The 14,439-nt window shown below is 69.7% G+C and carries 12 protein-coding genes and 1 pseudogene; 6 read left to right on the top strand and 7 right to left on the bottom strand.

What is annotated here, in order from left to right:
• The first annotated feature begins 86 nt into the window (after positions 1-86).
• The gene (locus ACWFR3_RS06465) at positions 87-275 is read left to right on the top strand and encodes a hypothetical protein (RefSeq protein WP_453733421.1); all 189 of its coding nucleotides are present in this window, start codon (positions 87-89) and stop codon (positions 273-275) included.
• Between the two features lie 1,003 nt (positions 276-1,278).
• Complete coding sequence (locus tag ACWFR3_RS06460; protein ID WP_453733420.1) at positions 1,279-1,638, top strand: hypothetical protein; 360 nt, start codon at positions 1,279-1,281, stop codon at positions 1,636-1,638.
• 337 nt (positions 1,639-1,975) lie between these two features.
• Here the strand turns inward: ACWFR3_RS06460 and ACWFR3_RS06455 are convergent, their stop codons facing one another.
• The 4 genes from ACWFR3_RS06455 to ACWFR3_RS06440 form a co-directional block, all read right to left on the bottom strand.
• Positions 1,976-2,950: a transporter gene (locus ACWFR3_RS06455; protein WP_453733419.1), complete on the bottom strand. Its 975-nt coding sequence runs from the start codon at positions 2,948-2,950 to the stop codon at positions 1,976-1,978.
• The gene (locus tag ACWFR3_RS06450; RefSeq protein ID WP_453733418.1) at positions 2,947-3,843 is read right to left on the bottom strand and encodes an ABC transporter ATP-binding protein; all 897 of its coding nucleotides are present in this window, start codon (positions 3,841-3,843) and stop codon (positions 2,947-2,949) included. Before ACWFR3_RS06450 ends, ACWFR3_RS06455 begins: the two co-directional genes overlap by 4 nt.
• A complete protein-coding gene (locus tag ACWFR3_RS06445; protein ID WP_453733417.1) occupies positions 3,840-4,244 on the bottom strand; it encodes a GntR family transcriptional regulator in 405 nt (134 codons plus the stop codon). Before ACWFR3_RS06445 ends, ACWFR3_RS06450 begins: the two co-directional genes overlap by 4 nt.
• 755 nt (positions 4,245-4,999) lie before the next feature.
• Complete coding sequence (locus ACWFR3_RS06440; protein WP_453733416.1) at positions 5,000-6,133, bottom strand: alpha/beta hydrolase; 1,134 nt, start codon at positions 6,131-6,133, stop codon at positions 5,000-5,002.
• A gap of 76 nt (positions 6,134-6,209) precedes the next feature.
• Here ACWFR3_RS06440 and ACWFR3_RS06435 point away from each other — a divergent pair, with 76 nt between their 5' ends.
• Both ACWFR3_RS06435 and ACWFR3_RS06430 read left to right on the top strand, forming a co-directional pair.
• A complete protein-coding gene (locus ACWFR3_RS06435; RefSeq protein ID WP_453733415.1) occupies positions 6,210-6,776 on the top strand; it encodes a TetR/AcrR family transcriptional regulator in 567 nt (188 codons plus the stop codon).
• A 2-nt stretch (positions 6,777-6,778) separates the two neighbouring features.
• A pseudogene (locus tag ACWFR3_RS06430) lies at positions 6,779-7,069 on the top strand (transposase); the annotation flags it as partial.
• Here the strand turns inward: ACWFR3_RS06430 and ACWFR3_RS06425 are convergent.
• The 3 genes from ACWFR3_RS06425 to ACWFR3_RS06415 all read right to left on the bottom strand — a co-directional run bounded on the left by ACWFR3_RS06425 (position 6,996) and on the right by ACWFR3_RS06415 (position 10,992).
• Positions 6,996-8,012 (bottom strand): hypothetical protein, encoded by a 1,017-nt coding sequence (locus tag ACWFR3_RS06425; RefSeq protein WP_453733414.1) that lies wholly within the window; start codon positions 8,010-8,012, stop codon positions 6,996-6,998. The pseudogene ACWFR3_RS06430 and the gene ACWFR3_RS06425 sit on opposite strands and share 74 nt — an antisense overlap.
• Positions 8,013-8,233: 221 nt before the next feature.
• Positions 8,234-10,420 carry a hypothetical protein gene (locus ACWFR3_RS06420; protein WP_453733413.1) on the bottom strand — a complete coding sequence of 729 codons (2,187 nt, stop codon included), beginning with the start codon at positions 10,418-10,420 and terminating at the stop codon, positions 8,234-8,236.
• Positions 10,421-10,593: 173 nt separating this feature from the next.
• Positions 10,594-10,992 carry a hypothetical protein gene (locus ACWFR3_RS06415; RefSeq protein WP_453733412.1) on the bottom strand — a complete coding sequence of 133 codons (399 nt, stop codon included), beginning with the start codon at positions 10,990-10,992 and terminating at the stop codon, positions 10,594-10,596.
• A gap of 1,914 nt (positions 10,993-12,906) precedes the next feature.
• On the opposite strand from ACWFR3_RS06415, the gene ACWFR3_RS06410 reads away from it, so the two are divergent.
• Together ACWFR3_RS06410 and ACWFR3_RS06405 are read left to right on the top strand one after the other, a co-directional pair.
• Positions 12,907-13,692, top strand: coding sequence for an ANTAR domain-containing protein (locus ACWFR3_RS06410; protein WP_453733411.1), 786 nt, complete (start codon positions 12,907-12,909; stop codon positions 13,690-13,692).
• Between the two features lie 46 nt (positions 13,693-13,738).
• The gene (locus tag ACWFR3_RS06405; protein ID WP_453733410.1) at positions 13,739-14,308 is read left to right on the top strand and encodes a DUF6221 family protein; all 570 of its coding nucleotides are present in this window, start codon (positions 13,739-13,741) and stop codon (positions 14,306-14,308) included.
• Positions 14,309-14,439: the final 131 nt, after the last annotated feature.

Genomic DNA, 14,439 nt, shown 5'->3' with positions numbered 1-14,439 from the left:
CCTCGGAAGTGAGGCATCTCTAGACCCCTGACAGCCGACGCAACCTGAGAGGATGACGCGGACCACCATACGAACATAGGGGGAGCATGCTCACGCTCATATTCTCGGTCGTCGTCCTGCTCGGCATCGGCGGCTGCATCTGCGTCTTCTGGGAGGCCCGGGGCGACGCTCCTCGCTGGGCACGTGGCGTGGCCAAGGTGACGTTGATCTGCAGCGATCTGGCCCGCAGCGCAGGCCGGAACTCCCGCTCACAGCGCGGAAGTTCGAACGAGTAGACCCCGTCCGGCGTACCGCGGCCAATGCGATAGCCGGATCGCTGCTGCGGTAATCGTGCCGTGGAAGACACAGGCCCGCTTGTCACAAAAGGCGGCGCTTGGCGCCCCCAGCCGACTCTGTCCGGACGCCCTGCCGGGTGGCTGACGGCGGGACGTCCGCTCACGATGGCTTGCCGACTCACGCTGTCGCCTCTCCTGCAAACTGCGTTCCGCGCTGACGCACTCGTCGGCCAGGGCCCGTAGCCGGTGCGTCAGATCGGGGTGGTCGCCCCGGGAGGCGGGCCGAAGGAGCTCGGCGCAGACAATGAGGAAAGCCGTGGGGCCGCTCTCCGTCCAGGACGGCGCGGGGTTCGCGGCGGAACTTCCGGGCGGTGGCAGGGGCGAGTTGGGCGTAGGCGTGGAAGCTGGAGGCGTCCCAGCCGCGGGGGGCGTTGCCCCAGCCTTCCCAGTCGAGGATGGTGGCGCCCCAGGTGAGGTTGGCGGCGTGGGAGTCGCCGTGGGCACAGGTCCAGTCGGTGACCTGGGGTGCGGGGTGGCCGGTGTACTGGGGGACGGGTGGTCCACTGCTGGCGTACGGCGGTGCGGCCGGCGGGGGTTTGGAGATCGGGGCCGTCGCCCCGAAGCCCTGGGCCCCTTCCACGGCGGTTCAACGGGCCGATCACCCGGTACCGCCAAGGTTTACCCGCTGATGCGCTGGGTGCAGCGGGAGGTCATACGGCCGCGGGATGCGAACCGCATATCGCTGTCAGTAGTTTTCGTCTTGACCGCACCAACTCGTGGCAGGGGGAACACCTTGACCGAGGTTATGTCCTGGCAGCGCATGCTCTACGACGCAACCACCGCAAGGGTCCTGCCGGACGAGCGCCCGGACCGCTGAACTGGGCACTATCTCGGGCCGGGTTGAAGGGCCGGCACGGCGTCGCCCCACAGCGCTCCGTACCGACGACGCGGCTCCCGCGCCGTCTTCTCACCATCACATCACCAGCAGAAACAGGGGGAAATTATGCGTACTGCCCGACGAGTCGCCGTCGGCACGGCCGGTCTGATCTTGGTGGGTGCTGCCGGCGCGATCCCGGCCAACGCAAGCACCTCAACCTCAACGTCCGCACCAGTCTCCACCGTATCGGCAGCAGACATCAGCGTCCGCGCGGGCGGCACTGCGCCCGCGTGTATCGAGCGCACCGCCGTCAACATCCCCGACGGCGGCACCAAGGTCTACATTCGCAACCTGTGCGGCAAGACGATGCGCGTGAGGGTCATCGTGAAGCACTGGCCCGACAGCGGATGCAAGACCATGGCCAACCGCACCGGCTGGCTCTACCGCTCCCTGGGCGGCCAGTACGACCGCACCGCGGTCTGCTGAAACCGGAGCCACCTTGCGGGTCCCATCGCGCTTCGAACGCCGCGAGGGGGCAGGCAACCTGCGGCATGACGGCCTGCGCAGTCCCCCCTCGGGGTTGCGCAGGCCGGCAAGGCCAACAAACACGCGGCGCTCTCTTCACAGGACGGGAAGGGCTCCGTGAGGGCGGTCGTCGTGCCCCCACCCACCGGTGCGGAGAGCCGGACCGCCTGCCTCGAGGCTCGACTGGCCACGCTGGAAGGGTGAGCCAGTGTGCGTTCATTGACCATCCGAAGCAATCGCGAAGGGCAGCCGAATCTCGGCTGTCCTTCGCGATTGCTCTGGTAGGCGGACAGGTCTGTCAGGTGAGGCGGCGGCGGATCCACCAGGTGCAGAACCCGGTCAGGGCCAGGGCGAGGCCGAGGTAGAGGCCGGTCTCTGCCCACTGCAGGGTCCAGAAGTTCCCGGCGGGCTGGTAGGTGAGCTGTTGCCGGTAGCCGGCTTGTGTCAGGGCGGTGGTGCAGTCCGCCATGGAGGGGCAGTCGGTGAGCGAGGCGGGCAGGATGGCCGGTCGGCCGGAGGTGTTGACGGTTTGTTGGGACAGGATCCAGGCGCCGGGCTGGCCGAAGTCCACTGCGCGTACGGCGTCGACGCCGATGTTCACCGGCCTGGCCTCGGTGAACGGCAGGGTCGTGTGCACGGACGGGGCCAGGTGCGGCCGGATCCACAGGGGTGTGGCGATCTGTACGGCGGCATAGGCGGCCAGGGTGACGGCCATCGCGGGCACGGCGCGGCGGATGAGCACGCCGAGGGTGACGCCGAGGATGAAGGCGAAGGCCGCATAGCCGATCGGGGCGACGCCGCGGCCGGCGAAGACCAGGGGGTCGATGCGTGGGTAGAAGGGGTCCGCGCCGCTGCCGCCGCTGTTGACGGCCCGGTCGATCGGGCTGCTCCACCAGGTCACCGCGAGGGAGGCCAGTGCGGCGGCGGTCACGGTGGCGGTGCCGGTGAGGGTGAGCTTGGTGGTCAGCCAGCGGGTGCGGGTGATGCTCTGGTTCCACACCAGGCGGAAGGTGCCGGTCTCCAGCTCCCGGGTGACCAGGGGTGCTCCCCAGAACATGCCGATGGCGGCCGGCAGGAGTACGACGACCAAAAGGCCCAGGTAGTACACGCTCTGGTCGGCGCTGGTGATCCGGGCGAACAGGTCGTCTCCGGCGGTGGCGTAGAGGTCGGCCAGCTGCGGGCCGGTGACCGCCAGCAGCATCGCGAGGAAGGCCAGGGCGAGGTAGACGACGGCGGCCTGGGTGCGGAGCTGTCGCCAGGTCAGCCAGATCATCGCAGCACCTCAAGGACGGGTCGGGAGTCACGAAAGGCGTCCGCGGGGCGCGTCATGTAGGCGAGGACGATGTCTTCCAGACCCAGCGGGCTCACGCTCCAGGACGGGTCGTGCACCGCGGTGTCGGTGCGCACCAGCAGCGTGGTCTGCCGGTCGGTGTGGCTGGCGGAGATGACGTGCAGGCCGGGCGGAAGGGTGGCCGGGTCGCGGCGCGGGCCGGTCAGGCGGTGGTGGGAGGCGACCAGGTCGTCGATGTCGCCGGCCACCTGCACCCGGGAGTCGACGAGGACGATGACGTAGTCACATGTGCGCTCCACATCGGAGACCAGGTGCGAGGAGAGCAGCACGCTCATCTCGTGCTCGGCGACGGCCTCCATCAGGTCCTGCATGAACTCCCGCCGGGCCAACGGGTCCAGGGCGGCCACCGGCTCGTCCAGGATGAGCAGCTCCGGACGCTTGGCGATGCCCAGGGTCAGGGCGAGCTGCGCGCGCTGGCCGCCGGAGAGTTTCCCGGCCCGCTGTTTGGGGTCCAGTCCCAGGCGGCGCACCCGCTCCTGGGCCACGGCCAGATCCCAGTGCGGGTTCAGGCGTCTGCCGAGGTCGAGGTGGTCGGCGACGCTCAAGGAGGCGTAGGTGGGGGTGTCCTGGGCGACGAAGCCGACCTTGGCCAGCTGCTCCACACTGTCGGCGGGCAGGGCTCCGCACACCTCGATGGCACCGACGGTGGGGGTGAGCAGGCCCGAGGCCAGGTTCAGCAGCGTGGATTTTCCTGCCCCGTTGGGGCCGACCAGGCCCACCACCCGGCCGGCGGGAACGTCCAGGTCGCAGTTCTGCAGTGCCCAGCGCTGCTTGTATTTCTTGCCCAGACCCTGGGTCCGTAAGACGGCGCTCACGCTACGTCCTCTCCTGCTGCGTTGTGAAAGGTGTTCACGAACAGTGCCTCGATGCTTTCCTCGTCGAGTCCGGCCAGGCGGGCCTTGGTCAGCCAGCGCTGCAGGTCCTTGCGCAGCGGTCCGTGCGCGGCGAGCGTGTCGTCGGCCAGTGTCCGGGTCACGAACGTCCCCACCCCGGGCCGGGCGGCCACCAGGCCCTCGTGCTCCAGCTCGCGGTAGGCCTTGAGCACCGTGTTCGGGTTGACCGCGATCTGCTTCGCCACGTCCTTGACGGTGGGCAGCTTGTCGCCCTCCTTCAGCAGTCCAAGGCGCAGTGCATGGCGCACCTGCTGGACCAGCTGCTGGTAGGGAGACAGACCGGACCGGGTGTTCAGGTGGAACTCAATCACCGGATCCTCCATTTAGCTAGTTGCCTAGCACTATAGCTCTCTAGGTCAACTGTGCGGCAAGCCCCTGGTCATGAAGTGGACTTGAGGGAGCGCCCCTGCGAGGCGTGCGGGCACGGCACCACGCAAGGGAGCCGACCCTGGGGGCTCAGGTTCCCCGGCGCCGAAGCCGCAGATGACGGGCCGGACGGTCTCCGAGGGGTCTATCGGCGCCGCCCCTGGCGCCCGTCAGGAGCCTGGCGGTTGCGTCACATCGTGAGCCCTCAAGCGTCAGAACCAATGCCGTTGCCCTGACGCCTCGTCAAGTTCGTACTCCAGCGCCCCTCGACGAGCAGCACTCGACCCCACGGCGACAGGCCCCGCAGTCGACCCCGGCACACCAGTTCCCTCACCGCGCAGAGCCGTCACCAAGTTCCCCCACGAACGAGGACGGACCGGAGAACCTTGCATGGCCCACACCCAGCCAGGTCTCTTCCTCCGCACGCCCGGAGATCGCATTCCGCCGCCAAGGGGCGCTGCTGAGGCGCGGTCCCAGACGCCTGCCGCCCGGAGTCTTGCCAGTCGCAACCTCCTCCACGCGGGCGGCGCAGCAGCCAACTCCGTGTCGCCGGTTGCCGGTGGCGGCGCCGTTCGTGGAGCAGTGCTGCGTTCTGGCCGCCGAAACCGCGACAGGCCGAGACGGTAGTTCACGACGGTGTAGAGGGGCTGGTCAGCGACGCGGTACTGCCACTATCGCAGCGATCCGCCTGCGACTGCGGCCATGAACGCGCCTAGACCGTCTGCTTCCGCAATCTGACCCACGCGGCGAAATCCTCTACGCCGTCGATGATCGCCTCGAAGCGGAAGGAGTGGAAGAGGTCGAAGGCGTGGTGTCCGCCGGGGAGTTCGGCGTAGACGACCGGGGAGGTGGAGACGGAGCGCAGCGCGGTGACCAGGGCCCGGGGGTTGTCGGTGTCCACCAGTTCGTCCAGGTCTCCGTGCGCGATGAGGAAGGGTGGTGCATCTGCCGTGACGAGGTTCACCGGCGAGGTCACGGGATCCCCGTCGAAGTACGCCCCGAGAAAGCCGTTGAGCGCGATGGCGGCGGTCACCGAGGTGTCCGCCTTCTCGAAGCCGGGCTGGTAGGCAGGTTCGTTGGGCGTGAGGGCGGCGAGGGCTGCCATGTGGGCGCCCGCGGAACTTCCCGATACGAACACCCCCGCAGCGGGGTCCGCGCCGTACTCGTGGGCATGTTCGCGGGCCCAGGCGATGACTTTCTTCGCGTCGATGAGATGGTCGGGGTGGGAAAAGGCGGGCCTCAGGCGGTAGTTGGCGCTGATGCAGATCCAGCCTTTGCTCGCGAGCCGGTAGAGCAGGGGCAGCGACTGGGTGTTCTTGCGGCCTTGGTCGTAGTGTCCGCCATGGAAGTGGATCAGTATCGGGCCGCCCTCGGGGCGCGAGCGGTGATGGTAGACGTCGAGGAGGTTGCGACGGCCTGCTTCCCCGTAGCTGAGGTTGGCCACCCGCCTGACATCGCCGCGGCGACGGAAGAAGGGTCTGAGCACAATGCGCGCCAGCGGCGGCCGGCGACGTGTACCCGTGCCGGCGCCGAGCGCCTCCTCCAGGGCAAGCCTGACCACGGACGGTGCCCGCATCCCCCGCCGGGCGACCACCGCGAGCCCGGCAGCCGATACCCCGGCCAGAGCGACGGCCAGCCGGTCGGCGACCGTAGCGATGTCTCCCTGCGCGAAGGCCAGCGCCGTAGATGCCACCAGCGCGTAGATGACAAGCAACGGCATCTCGTTGAAGACCAGACCGAGCCGGTAACTGAAGTAGAACAGCGGCTTCGGCCCGCGGATGCGGGTAAGGCAGAACACCGCGATCAGCGCGGCCAGTACAACGGTCACCAGATAACCGACAGCCATCAGAGTCACTCCCCGTTCGACACCCGATCCGAAAGCACCCCACCTGTGGTACCACGGATGGGGTACTTTTGGATACGTGAATCAGGAAAGACGCAATCGCCTGCGCGATGCAGCTATCGAAGTACTGGCGCAGTCCGGCAGCCGAGGGCTGACGCACCGGGCCGTCGACGCCGCGGCCGATGTACCGCTGGGCACCACCAAGAACTACTTCCCCACCAGGGATGCCCTGTTGCGGGCCGGCACGGAGCGCATCATCGAGCTGCACGAGGCCATCCCCAGAACCACGCCCGCCGACCTGCCGGGCCTCACCGTTCTGCTGCGCACGCTCCTGGAGCACGCCCGGGGACCCGGCCGGGTGCGGGTGCTCGCTCTTTTGGAGCTGCAGCGCGAGGCAACGCGGACTCCGTGGCTGGCAGCCCCGCTCGACGCCTTCGCGGCTGCCGACTTCGCCTACTTCGAACACGCCCAGCGCAGCGCGGGCCTACCCGTGACCCCGCGGCGCGCCGCCACCGTCACGATGGCCCTGCACGCCGCCCTCCCCCACCTGGTGGCCGAGAGCCCTGCCACCCGTGCGGCCGCCGGACTCGACGACCTCGACAGCTTCGTCACCGACCTCCTGGGCACGGTGTACCGAGCAGCATGAGGCTGCCGCCCACGCCCCGGACCTCCGGATCCTCCATCTGCAGCGAACAGCCCTCCAGACGCGGAGAAAAGCAGCTCAGGAGGGCCTTGTTCCTCTCCGCATTCGCCGCACTGTCCGACCCGGCCTCCCGCACTCACTACGACAGGAAGATCGCTTGGGGAAAGCACCACACCCCGGCCCTCCCCTGCCTCGCCCACCGCCGAGCCGACGTCCTCTCCGCTAGCAGCCAGGTTCCGTCACCCCGGCCCGGCGCATCGAGCGCCGCCGCAGTGGGTGGGTCGCCCTGTCCCTGACGAGGAACAGGTGCACTCCCAGCGGGAGCAGGAAGAGGGGCAGACACGCCCACACCAGCCCGGGCAGGCGGTACCGGCCCAGGGGCGTCCAGGAGTCGGCCTTGAAGCCCAGGGTCACGTACGCGTCGCCTTCGACGGCCCGGGCGTCCAGGAAGATCCCCGTCGGGTCGTCGTCATCTCCGGGCTTGTAGAAACCGCCGAGCGAGTAGTAGCGCCCGTAACGCTGCTGGCCCTCCTCGCTGAAGTGGACGACGACTTGCTGGCCGTACGAGAAGACGGAAGACGGCCCGCGGTCCGGCTGGTCCCACGTGATCACGCACCCCATCCCCCTGTCCTCCACACAACTGCCGGGCAACTCCAGGCGCACAGGGTCTCCGTAGCGCATGGCGTAGCCGGGTGTGTCGTACTGGGATGATGCGACCGCGCCGAACACGGCCACCAGTACGCCGACAGCGATGGGCAAGACGGTGAGTGTCACCCGGGCGCGGACCAGGGCCAGGACGGCTGTGGTCGCCGCCCCCACGACGGCGACGGCAAGCAGCATCAACGCCGGTGCGAGGGCCTGCGGCTCGGTGACGAAAGCACCGACGCTCAGACACCCCGCTGCCGTCGCCAGCGCGCCCGACACGTGTACGGCCAGCGGCAGACCGCGTACCCCGTTGTCGTACCGCACGAACGGCACCGTCGAGGCCATCAGCGCGGCGAGGCCGGCGATCGCCCACACGCAGCCGTTGTCGGAGATCACGTCCGCCATGGCCAGTTCCATCAGGACGATGGCCCCCAGGACGATGAGCAAGTTGCAGCGGTACAGGGGCGACATGTCGTCCCAGTCGCCGGGCTTGTCGCCCGTGTCCTTCGTGTCCTTGTTCAGCGTGACGGCCGTGGCGCCCGCGCCGGGCCGCACGGCAGAGGCGGACTGTGACCGTTTCTCCGCTGTTTCCACACCCCCGTCTCCCCAGATAGCCATTACGGCCGCGAAGGGCACGCCCACTACGGCTGCGGCAATCGCCGCAAAGATGCCCTGGACCACTGTCATGCGCGCCCTTTGTTTGTCGTGTGGATCGCCGGAGGGCCCAGCCTGTCAAGGGCCGGGCGCAGGGAGGTATCAAGAGGCAAAGACAACCGGTTCGAGGGAACCGAACCGCTGGCCGTGACGCGCGTGCCTCACCCGCCTGCGCGTCGTCTCGCACGGCGCCGACGGATCAGGAACCTCAGCACCACCACCCCGAACAGCGCGGCCCCCACCGGCAGGAGCCACCGCTGCACCACGGCCGTCACGCCCCCGCCGCCCTCTTCGCCCGCGGGACGCCCCAGAGCCTCCGAGGTGTCGCCACCCCGCTCCCGGCCCTTCTGCTCCTTGCCGCTGTCCTCCGCGGGGACGCCTCCGCCGAACCACATCTGCCCCTTCGCCCGGTCTTTGGTCGGCTCGTCGAGCGACCGGCCGACGTTGCGGGCCAGGGCGGGCCAGGCGGATTTCATCTGGTCGCCGCTCGCAGAAGTGAACCGTACGTCGGTGAAGTCGACGCCGCCGTAGATGTAGGTCCTGGTGTAGACGCGATCGCCCTTGCGGGTGCGGTGGGTTACCTCGAACTCGTGCTGGGTGTAGGAGCGCACATACGCGTCGAAGGTGTCCCTCGGCTTCCACTTCCCGCGCGTGGCGTACGCGTCGATGTCACCCTTGTCGATCATCTCTGCGTACGTCGTGCTCTTGCGCAGGCTCAGCTCCCGGTACCACTCGGCGGCAACCCTGCTGAGGTACACACGCCGCAGGTCGGCGTAGTCGGGGCCGGTGTTCACTGCCTCGACCACACCGGGCAGGATCATCCGCCGGAACACGGACTCGTTGTGCTCCTGGACCCGCGCGGACTGCTGCGGGCACGAGGCCGCGCCGGAGTCGCCGCGCTGCTTGCGGTACTGCGTCTCCATCTGCACGTTCAACGGCGCTTTGAGGATGTGCAGTTCGTCGCCCCTGGTGTGCACCGTCGCGGGCGACGGCACGATCCAGGTGCGGAACGAGGTGCACTCACCCGACAGCGACCGCCAGTACTTCGCACCCCGCTTCGTGTCCGGGTGGATCAGCTTGCCCGTCGTCTTCTTGAGCATCAGGTCCGCATCCAGCAGCACCCGTCCCGTGTCGGTGCGGCCGAGGCGGGAGTCGATGATGCGGTCGGGCTCGTCGGGGTTGAGGTTGACCCAGAAAGTCGAGGGTTGCAGCTGCAGCCAGGTGAAGAAGGAGTCGGAAGCCCTGCGTGCGTCCGCGAGGCCGGTCAGCGCACCGCCCCTGCCGGACTCCGTGGCCGACGGCGTGAGGGGCGCCCGGAAGGAGTAGCGCAGGCTGTGGCCCGGGCCCGGATCGGCGAGATAGCGCAGTTCGAGGCGGGTGAAGTCGATCCCGCCCGCGTCCCGGGCGCCGGCTGCCAGTCCCTGCGCCAGGCCGCCGGCCTTCTGCGGGCTCGGCTCGCCGCAGCCCGGGGTGCGGCGCACGGTGAAGGCGGCGTGCTGCAGGCCCGTACCGCTGTCGGGGCGCTGCACGCTGTGCGCCTGCGTCGGGGGGCAATCCGAGGGGCGGGCGGTGAACAGGTGTCCTGCCGCTTGCTTCAGCGCGGCGTTGCCTGCCTCGAACTCCCCGGTGTCGTAGCCGGAGTCCGGGTGGATGATGCGGACGTGGGGATCTCCCTCGTACAGTTTCGCGACCACCTCGGCCTGCGCCCTGTTGTCCGCCACGAAGACCACGTTGTCGGCCTGCTTGACGAGGCGGCGGACCTCGGGGTTCCTGCCCAGCTTGTTGTTCACGGTACTGGTGAAGTGCTTCAGGTCGTCAGGGGTGGTCTCGGACTCGGATGTGCCCGTCACATCCACGATGTCGACGCTCAGGAGCTGTCCGTTGCTCCACGCGAGCTTGAGCAGATCGGCGGTCGTGCCGGAGATCACGCCCGGGGCGATCGTCCCCTTGCGGACGTACTCCTCGAAGTCGTGCTGGACGACGTACGTGAATCCGGTCTTGGTCTTGGAGTCGAAGGCCAGCCCTGTCTTCTCCAGCTGCTCGATGATGAAGGGGCGGGCGTCGACCGCGTAGCTGTTGTCCCCCTCGGTCCCGAGGCGGTGCGGGACACCGTTCGCGTCGATGACGAAGTCGTGGCCGCCGATGGTCGTCTCCGTGAGCGGAGCACCCCACTTGGTGTACAGGGGCAGGGTGGGCGGGTCACCGGGGCCGGCCGCCGGTGCCATGCCGGCTCCGGCGCCGAGCAGCGCCGCGACGGCTGTGACGATCACCAGGAGCACCACTGCTGCCCGGTACTGCCGGCGCCCCGGCGGACCTGCCCAGGGGCAGATCATGTTCCGTCGATACATGACTGACCACACCCCGTGTTGCACTTGAGCGACATTCTTCGGAGGCCTGATCCATACACCGTTCTCGGCTGCAACGCCGTTCGCCGTGGACGTGTCGAACCGACAGGTTGACGCGGTGGCGGGCGTGGCCGGTCCAAGCCCGGTCGGTTGGAGTCAGTCCCAGTCGATCGGGGTCAGTTGCGGTCGGTTCTGCTCAGTGTTCCGGTGACGCTGATGCCGGGGGCGAGGCGTCGGGACGTGTGCGGGAGGGGGGCCTCGGTGAGCTTGCCGTCGTGGAGCATCCAGAGGCCGAAGCAGTCGTCCTCCTCGTCGCGAACGAGGACCTGAACGGAGTACGGGTCGGGCCATGGCAGGCCCTGCAAGTGGTCCAGGAGCATGTGCCAGTTGTGCCGGACGAACTGGATGACCCAGGTGTAACACATCTGCGATCCGGGGCCAGTGCCCGCGAAGACGGAGTCGTCGACGGGGGTGAAGCACTGATACCACTCACGCTCGGGGTCCGGGCGGGTCAGCGGCTCCATTACCTCCTCCGCGTCGCGGGCAAGGACGATGACCTCTGCGTATCTGCTCATGCGCTCAGTGTGCCGTGCGCCCGGGATGTCTCGGCGCTGCCCAGCGGGTCGCCGGGACAAGCCGCCGTCGCGGCCCTTCCGAGGCCGTGCCGCACACCGGGGTTTGCGGGCAGGTCGGCTCCAACTTCGCGCCCCGGGGCGCGACCCGGGCTCCCGGCTCCGTCATGGAAGCACAGGCGCAATGCATCTGCCGCGGATCTGACAACCCGGCGATAGCCCTCGCCACCCTCGCCTCCACCGCCGCGCCCGCCACCCGACCGCCCGCGACACCAGCCGCCCCGGCGGAAGGCCCCACCCCCTTGACCGCCCCCTGTTCCCAGCGGGCCGCCTACACCGTCGCCGACGGGGGCTCGATCGATGACACGCTCGCCTTCGCCCCCATGGCCGACCACATCGACCGGCACCGGGCCGCCATCACCGCACTGCCTCGGGAAACCTTCGCCGTCTCCGACCGCCTGGGCGCGAGACCGGCTGGAGCCGCATCACCGACACCACGGCCCCCAGTCCCGCCCTCCCGGACGTGACAACCAGCCGGGCCATTCCGCAGCCCTGCCGCCCGGAGGCCACCTCGCGCGCGGACCCATCGAGGGGGAGCCTCGATCCCTCGCGCCCCCGGCTGCCGCCGCACCAACGCGGCGGCGGCCGGCCACCCACAGCCTCCCACCGCGCGACCGGACCCCGTCCGCATACCCGGCACATTCCCCTGCCTGCCGGGGGCGCTTCCTCACGGCACGGCCGCGGACAGCCCGCCGGTCGCGGCCGGTTCAGCACGACCCCGCACGTTTTCAGATTGCCGCCCTGGTTGCCACGGTCGTGGCGGCGCGGGAAGCAGAACCGTGCTCTGTGACGGGCCTCTTGGGTGGCACGGGCGTGGCCATGGCCCTGGCCTCGAGGCGGACCGCCGCTGCGTGGCGCATCTCCCGAGCGCGAACCCGCATCTCCATGGCCTCCTCCTGCATGCGAAGGGCCAGTTCGGACGTCCGCCGGGCCCCGAGACGCAGCTCCTGGCACCGGGCTTTCTGACCCTGAGGAACGGTAGGGCGCATCATGACTCCGCAGTGTTGGGCGGGCAGTCTCAACCCACAGTGCCTCACGAGTGCCCCGAGCGGCAGAGGGCATTCAGGCCCGCCGGCACCCGGCGGGCGGTTTCGGTGACATATCCGAACCCTGGGCCGGAACTGAAGCACAACGGTCTCGAAGAGCGTTCAGCCCAACCGCCCGCGCGTAATCCCGTGCGGGTGCAGACAGGCCGTGCGGGTCGCGCTGAGGTTGCTCAGCGGCGCGTGGCGCCGGGGCTGCGATGGCCCAGCGGCCCCGGGTGACCCGGCTTTGGTGCGGCTCTCCCGCGGCAGACAGGCGCACTCACCCGTGCCAGCCGCGCACACGGTCACTCCCTCCGGTTGCAGTCCCTGGCCTCCCCCAGCGTCGGAAAGATTCGAAACATGCCTGGTGTCCCGGTGCCTCCAGACGTCGGGCCGTCGTGGTACTCACCGGGCCGGCACACCAGGGCAGATTCACTGACCGACTCAGGTGCCGCAGCAGCGCGTTCCACCCCTCGGCGCTCCTGACCTCGATGCAGGACACATCGACCGCGACCTGCCGACCCGCCAGGCAGGCACCTTCTGCGCCATGTCCAACAGATCAAGGTCCTTTCGGTACGCGACGCCGCCCTCCACCAACTGGGTCGCCCACGCGGTGACGAGCCCTGCCGGCCGCACCGGGGCAACAGCCCCACGTGCGCGCGAAGGCCGGCGGCCGCGTCTCGCCGATCCGTCGCCATCCGAGGCAGGACGAGCGCACACGGTCCCCCCTCGGCCTGCACACGAGTAGCCTTGCAGACACAGGACGTGGCCGCGCATCAGATGTCGGAGCGCTTGCACGGCACTCGGCCCGCTTCGGCTTACCGGAGGATGGATGCACCGGGAAGAGAACATCGCCCGCACCTTCGTGGAGCTGGCCGACACCCTGGCCGATGACTTCGACGTCATCGACTACGTGCAGCAGCTGAGCCTCCGCTGCCGCGAGACCCTCGACATCACCGACGTCGCCGCCCTGCTGGCCACCCCGGACACGCCCGCCTCCCCGGACTCCCACCTCTACGACCCGGCAGCGCCGGTCCGGGACCCCGGGAACACCGATCACGCCCGGGCCGCCCTCATCGACACGGCCGTGCGCGAAGGCCCCGGCGTCGACGCCTGCCGTACCGCTTCCATCATCGCCCCCGGGTACCTCGGCAGTGCCCCCGCCATATGGCGCGACTTCACCTTCCGGGCCCGCGCCGCCGGCTACACCTACGCCGGCGCCGTGCCCCTGCGGCTGCGCCAGGAGACCCTCGGCAGCCTGCTGCTCCTGCGCACCAGCCACAGCCCGATGCCGGACGCCGACCTCGCGCTGGCACGGGCATTCGCCGACGCGGCCGCCATCGGCCTGCTGCACGCCCGCGTTCTGCAGCAGGCCGACGCCCTCAACGAACAGCTGCGCACGGCCCTGCACACCCGCATCGTCATCGAACAGGCCAAAGGCTTCCTCGCCGCCCACCGCGGCATCACCCCCGCCGAGGCCTTCGAGACCCTGCGCCGCCGCGCACGCCACCACCGTGTACGCCTCGCCGCCATCGCCCAGGAGGTCATCGCCACACGAGACCTCCCCCAGACGCCCGCCGCCGCCCGGGATCCGGGCCGGGACAGGCCGACCACCTAAACCCGCGCTCAAGGGACTGTCGTTCGGCAACTGATGAGGGGGCATCATGCTCAACTCGCCCGACACCGGGGGAATCGCCGACTCCTTCGAGCGCTACGACCGGCTGCGCCGCAGGACCCGGGCGGCGCTGGACAGGGCCCTGCAAGTGCAGTCCGCGTCCGTGAGGGTGCGGCTGCAGGCGGTGCGGGCCCGCGCCGCCCGGCAGCGGCTCTCCGCACGCCGAAACCAGGAGGCGTGCCGGCCCGCACCGCCCGGCACACCCCCGCCCGACGGCACTCCGCGTACCGTGCGACTCACCGCCCTGGCCGCCTTCGTGCACGCCCGCCTCGACGAGGAAACAGCCGCCGCAGATCTCTGCCACGAACCCGGCTGCCCGGCCGACGATCCACCCGGTACGCGCGCTCCCGCCCTGTGCCACTGCCGCCGTCCGCGCCGCATCCGCCAGCAGATCGCCGAGCGCCGGAACACCGCCCGGATCGCTGAGACCACCATCCGCCAGGCCGACCACACTGCTCCCCACTGGCCCCGCAACGAGATCAACGCCCTGCAGGACCTGCAGATACTCGCGGCGCCCTACGAACTGCACGGACTGTGGCAGGAAGAATGGCGCCCCTGACATGCACAGGCCGCAGGCCAGGGCAGCCTCCACGGCGAGGTCTGCGCAGTGCTGGCGGAGCCCGCCCGGGGATCAACGGGCGGCAGACCCTGACGCCGCAGCGCCGGTCACACCCGCGCCCCCAGCCTCAA

The sequence above is a fragment of the Streptomyces sp. NPDC055189 genome (genome assembly GCF_053606765.1).
Note: the sequence above shows the minus strand (reverse complement) of the source record. Positions and strands in the feature narration are given on the sequence as shown.

What these genes read in the sequence shown, in the direction of transcription:
- ACWFR3_RS06460 (WP_453733420.1), top strand. Translation starts at nt 1,279, where the DNA reads ATGCGTACTGCCCGACGAGTCGCCGTCGGCACGGCCGGTCTGATCTTG.
- ACWFR3_RS06445 (WP_453733417.1), bottom strand. Translation starts at nt 4,244, where the DNA reads ATGGAGGATCCGGTGATTGAGTTCCACCTGAACACCCGGTCCGGTCTG.
- ACWFR3_RS06410 (WP_453733411.1), top strand. Translation starts at nt 12,907, where the DNA reads ATGCACCGGGAAGAGAACATCGCCCGCACCTTCGTGGAGCTGGCCGAC.
- ACWFR3_RS06415 (WP_453733412.1), bottom strand. Translation starts at nt 10,992, where the DNA reads ATGAGCAGATACGCAGAGGTCATCGTCCTTGCCCGCGACGCGGAGGAG.
- ACWFR3_RS06455 (WP_453733419.1), bottom strand. Translation starts at nt 2,950, where the DNA reads ATGATCTGGCTGACCTGGCGACAGCTCCGCACCCAGGCCGCCGTCGTC.
- ACWFR3_RS06420 (WP_453733413.1), bottom strand. Translation starts at nt 10,420, where the DNA reads ATGTATCGACGGAACATGATCTGCCCCTGGGCAGGTCCGCCGGGGCGC.
- ACWFR3_RS06440 (WP_453733416.1), bottom strand. Translation starts at nt 6,133, where the DNA reads ATGGCTGTCGGTTATCTGGTGACCGTTGTACTGGCCGCGCTGATCGCG.
- ACWFR3_RS06405 (WP_453733410.1), top strand. Translation starts at nt 13,739, where the DNA reads ATGCTCAACTCGCCCGACACCGGGGGAATCGCCGACTCCTTCGAGCGC.
- ACWFR3_RS06465 (WP_453733421.1), top strand. Translation starts at nt 87, where the DNA reads ATGCTCACGCTCATATTCTCGGTCGTCGTCCTGCTCGGCATCGGCGGC.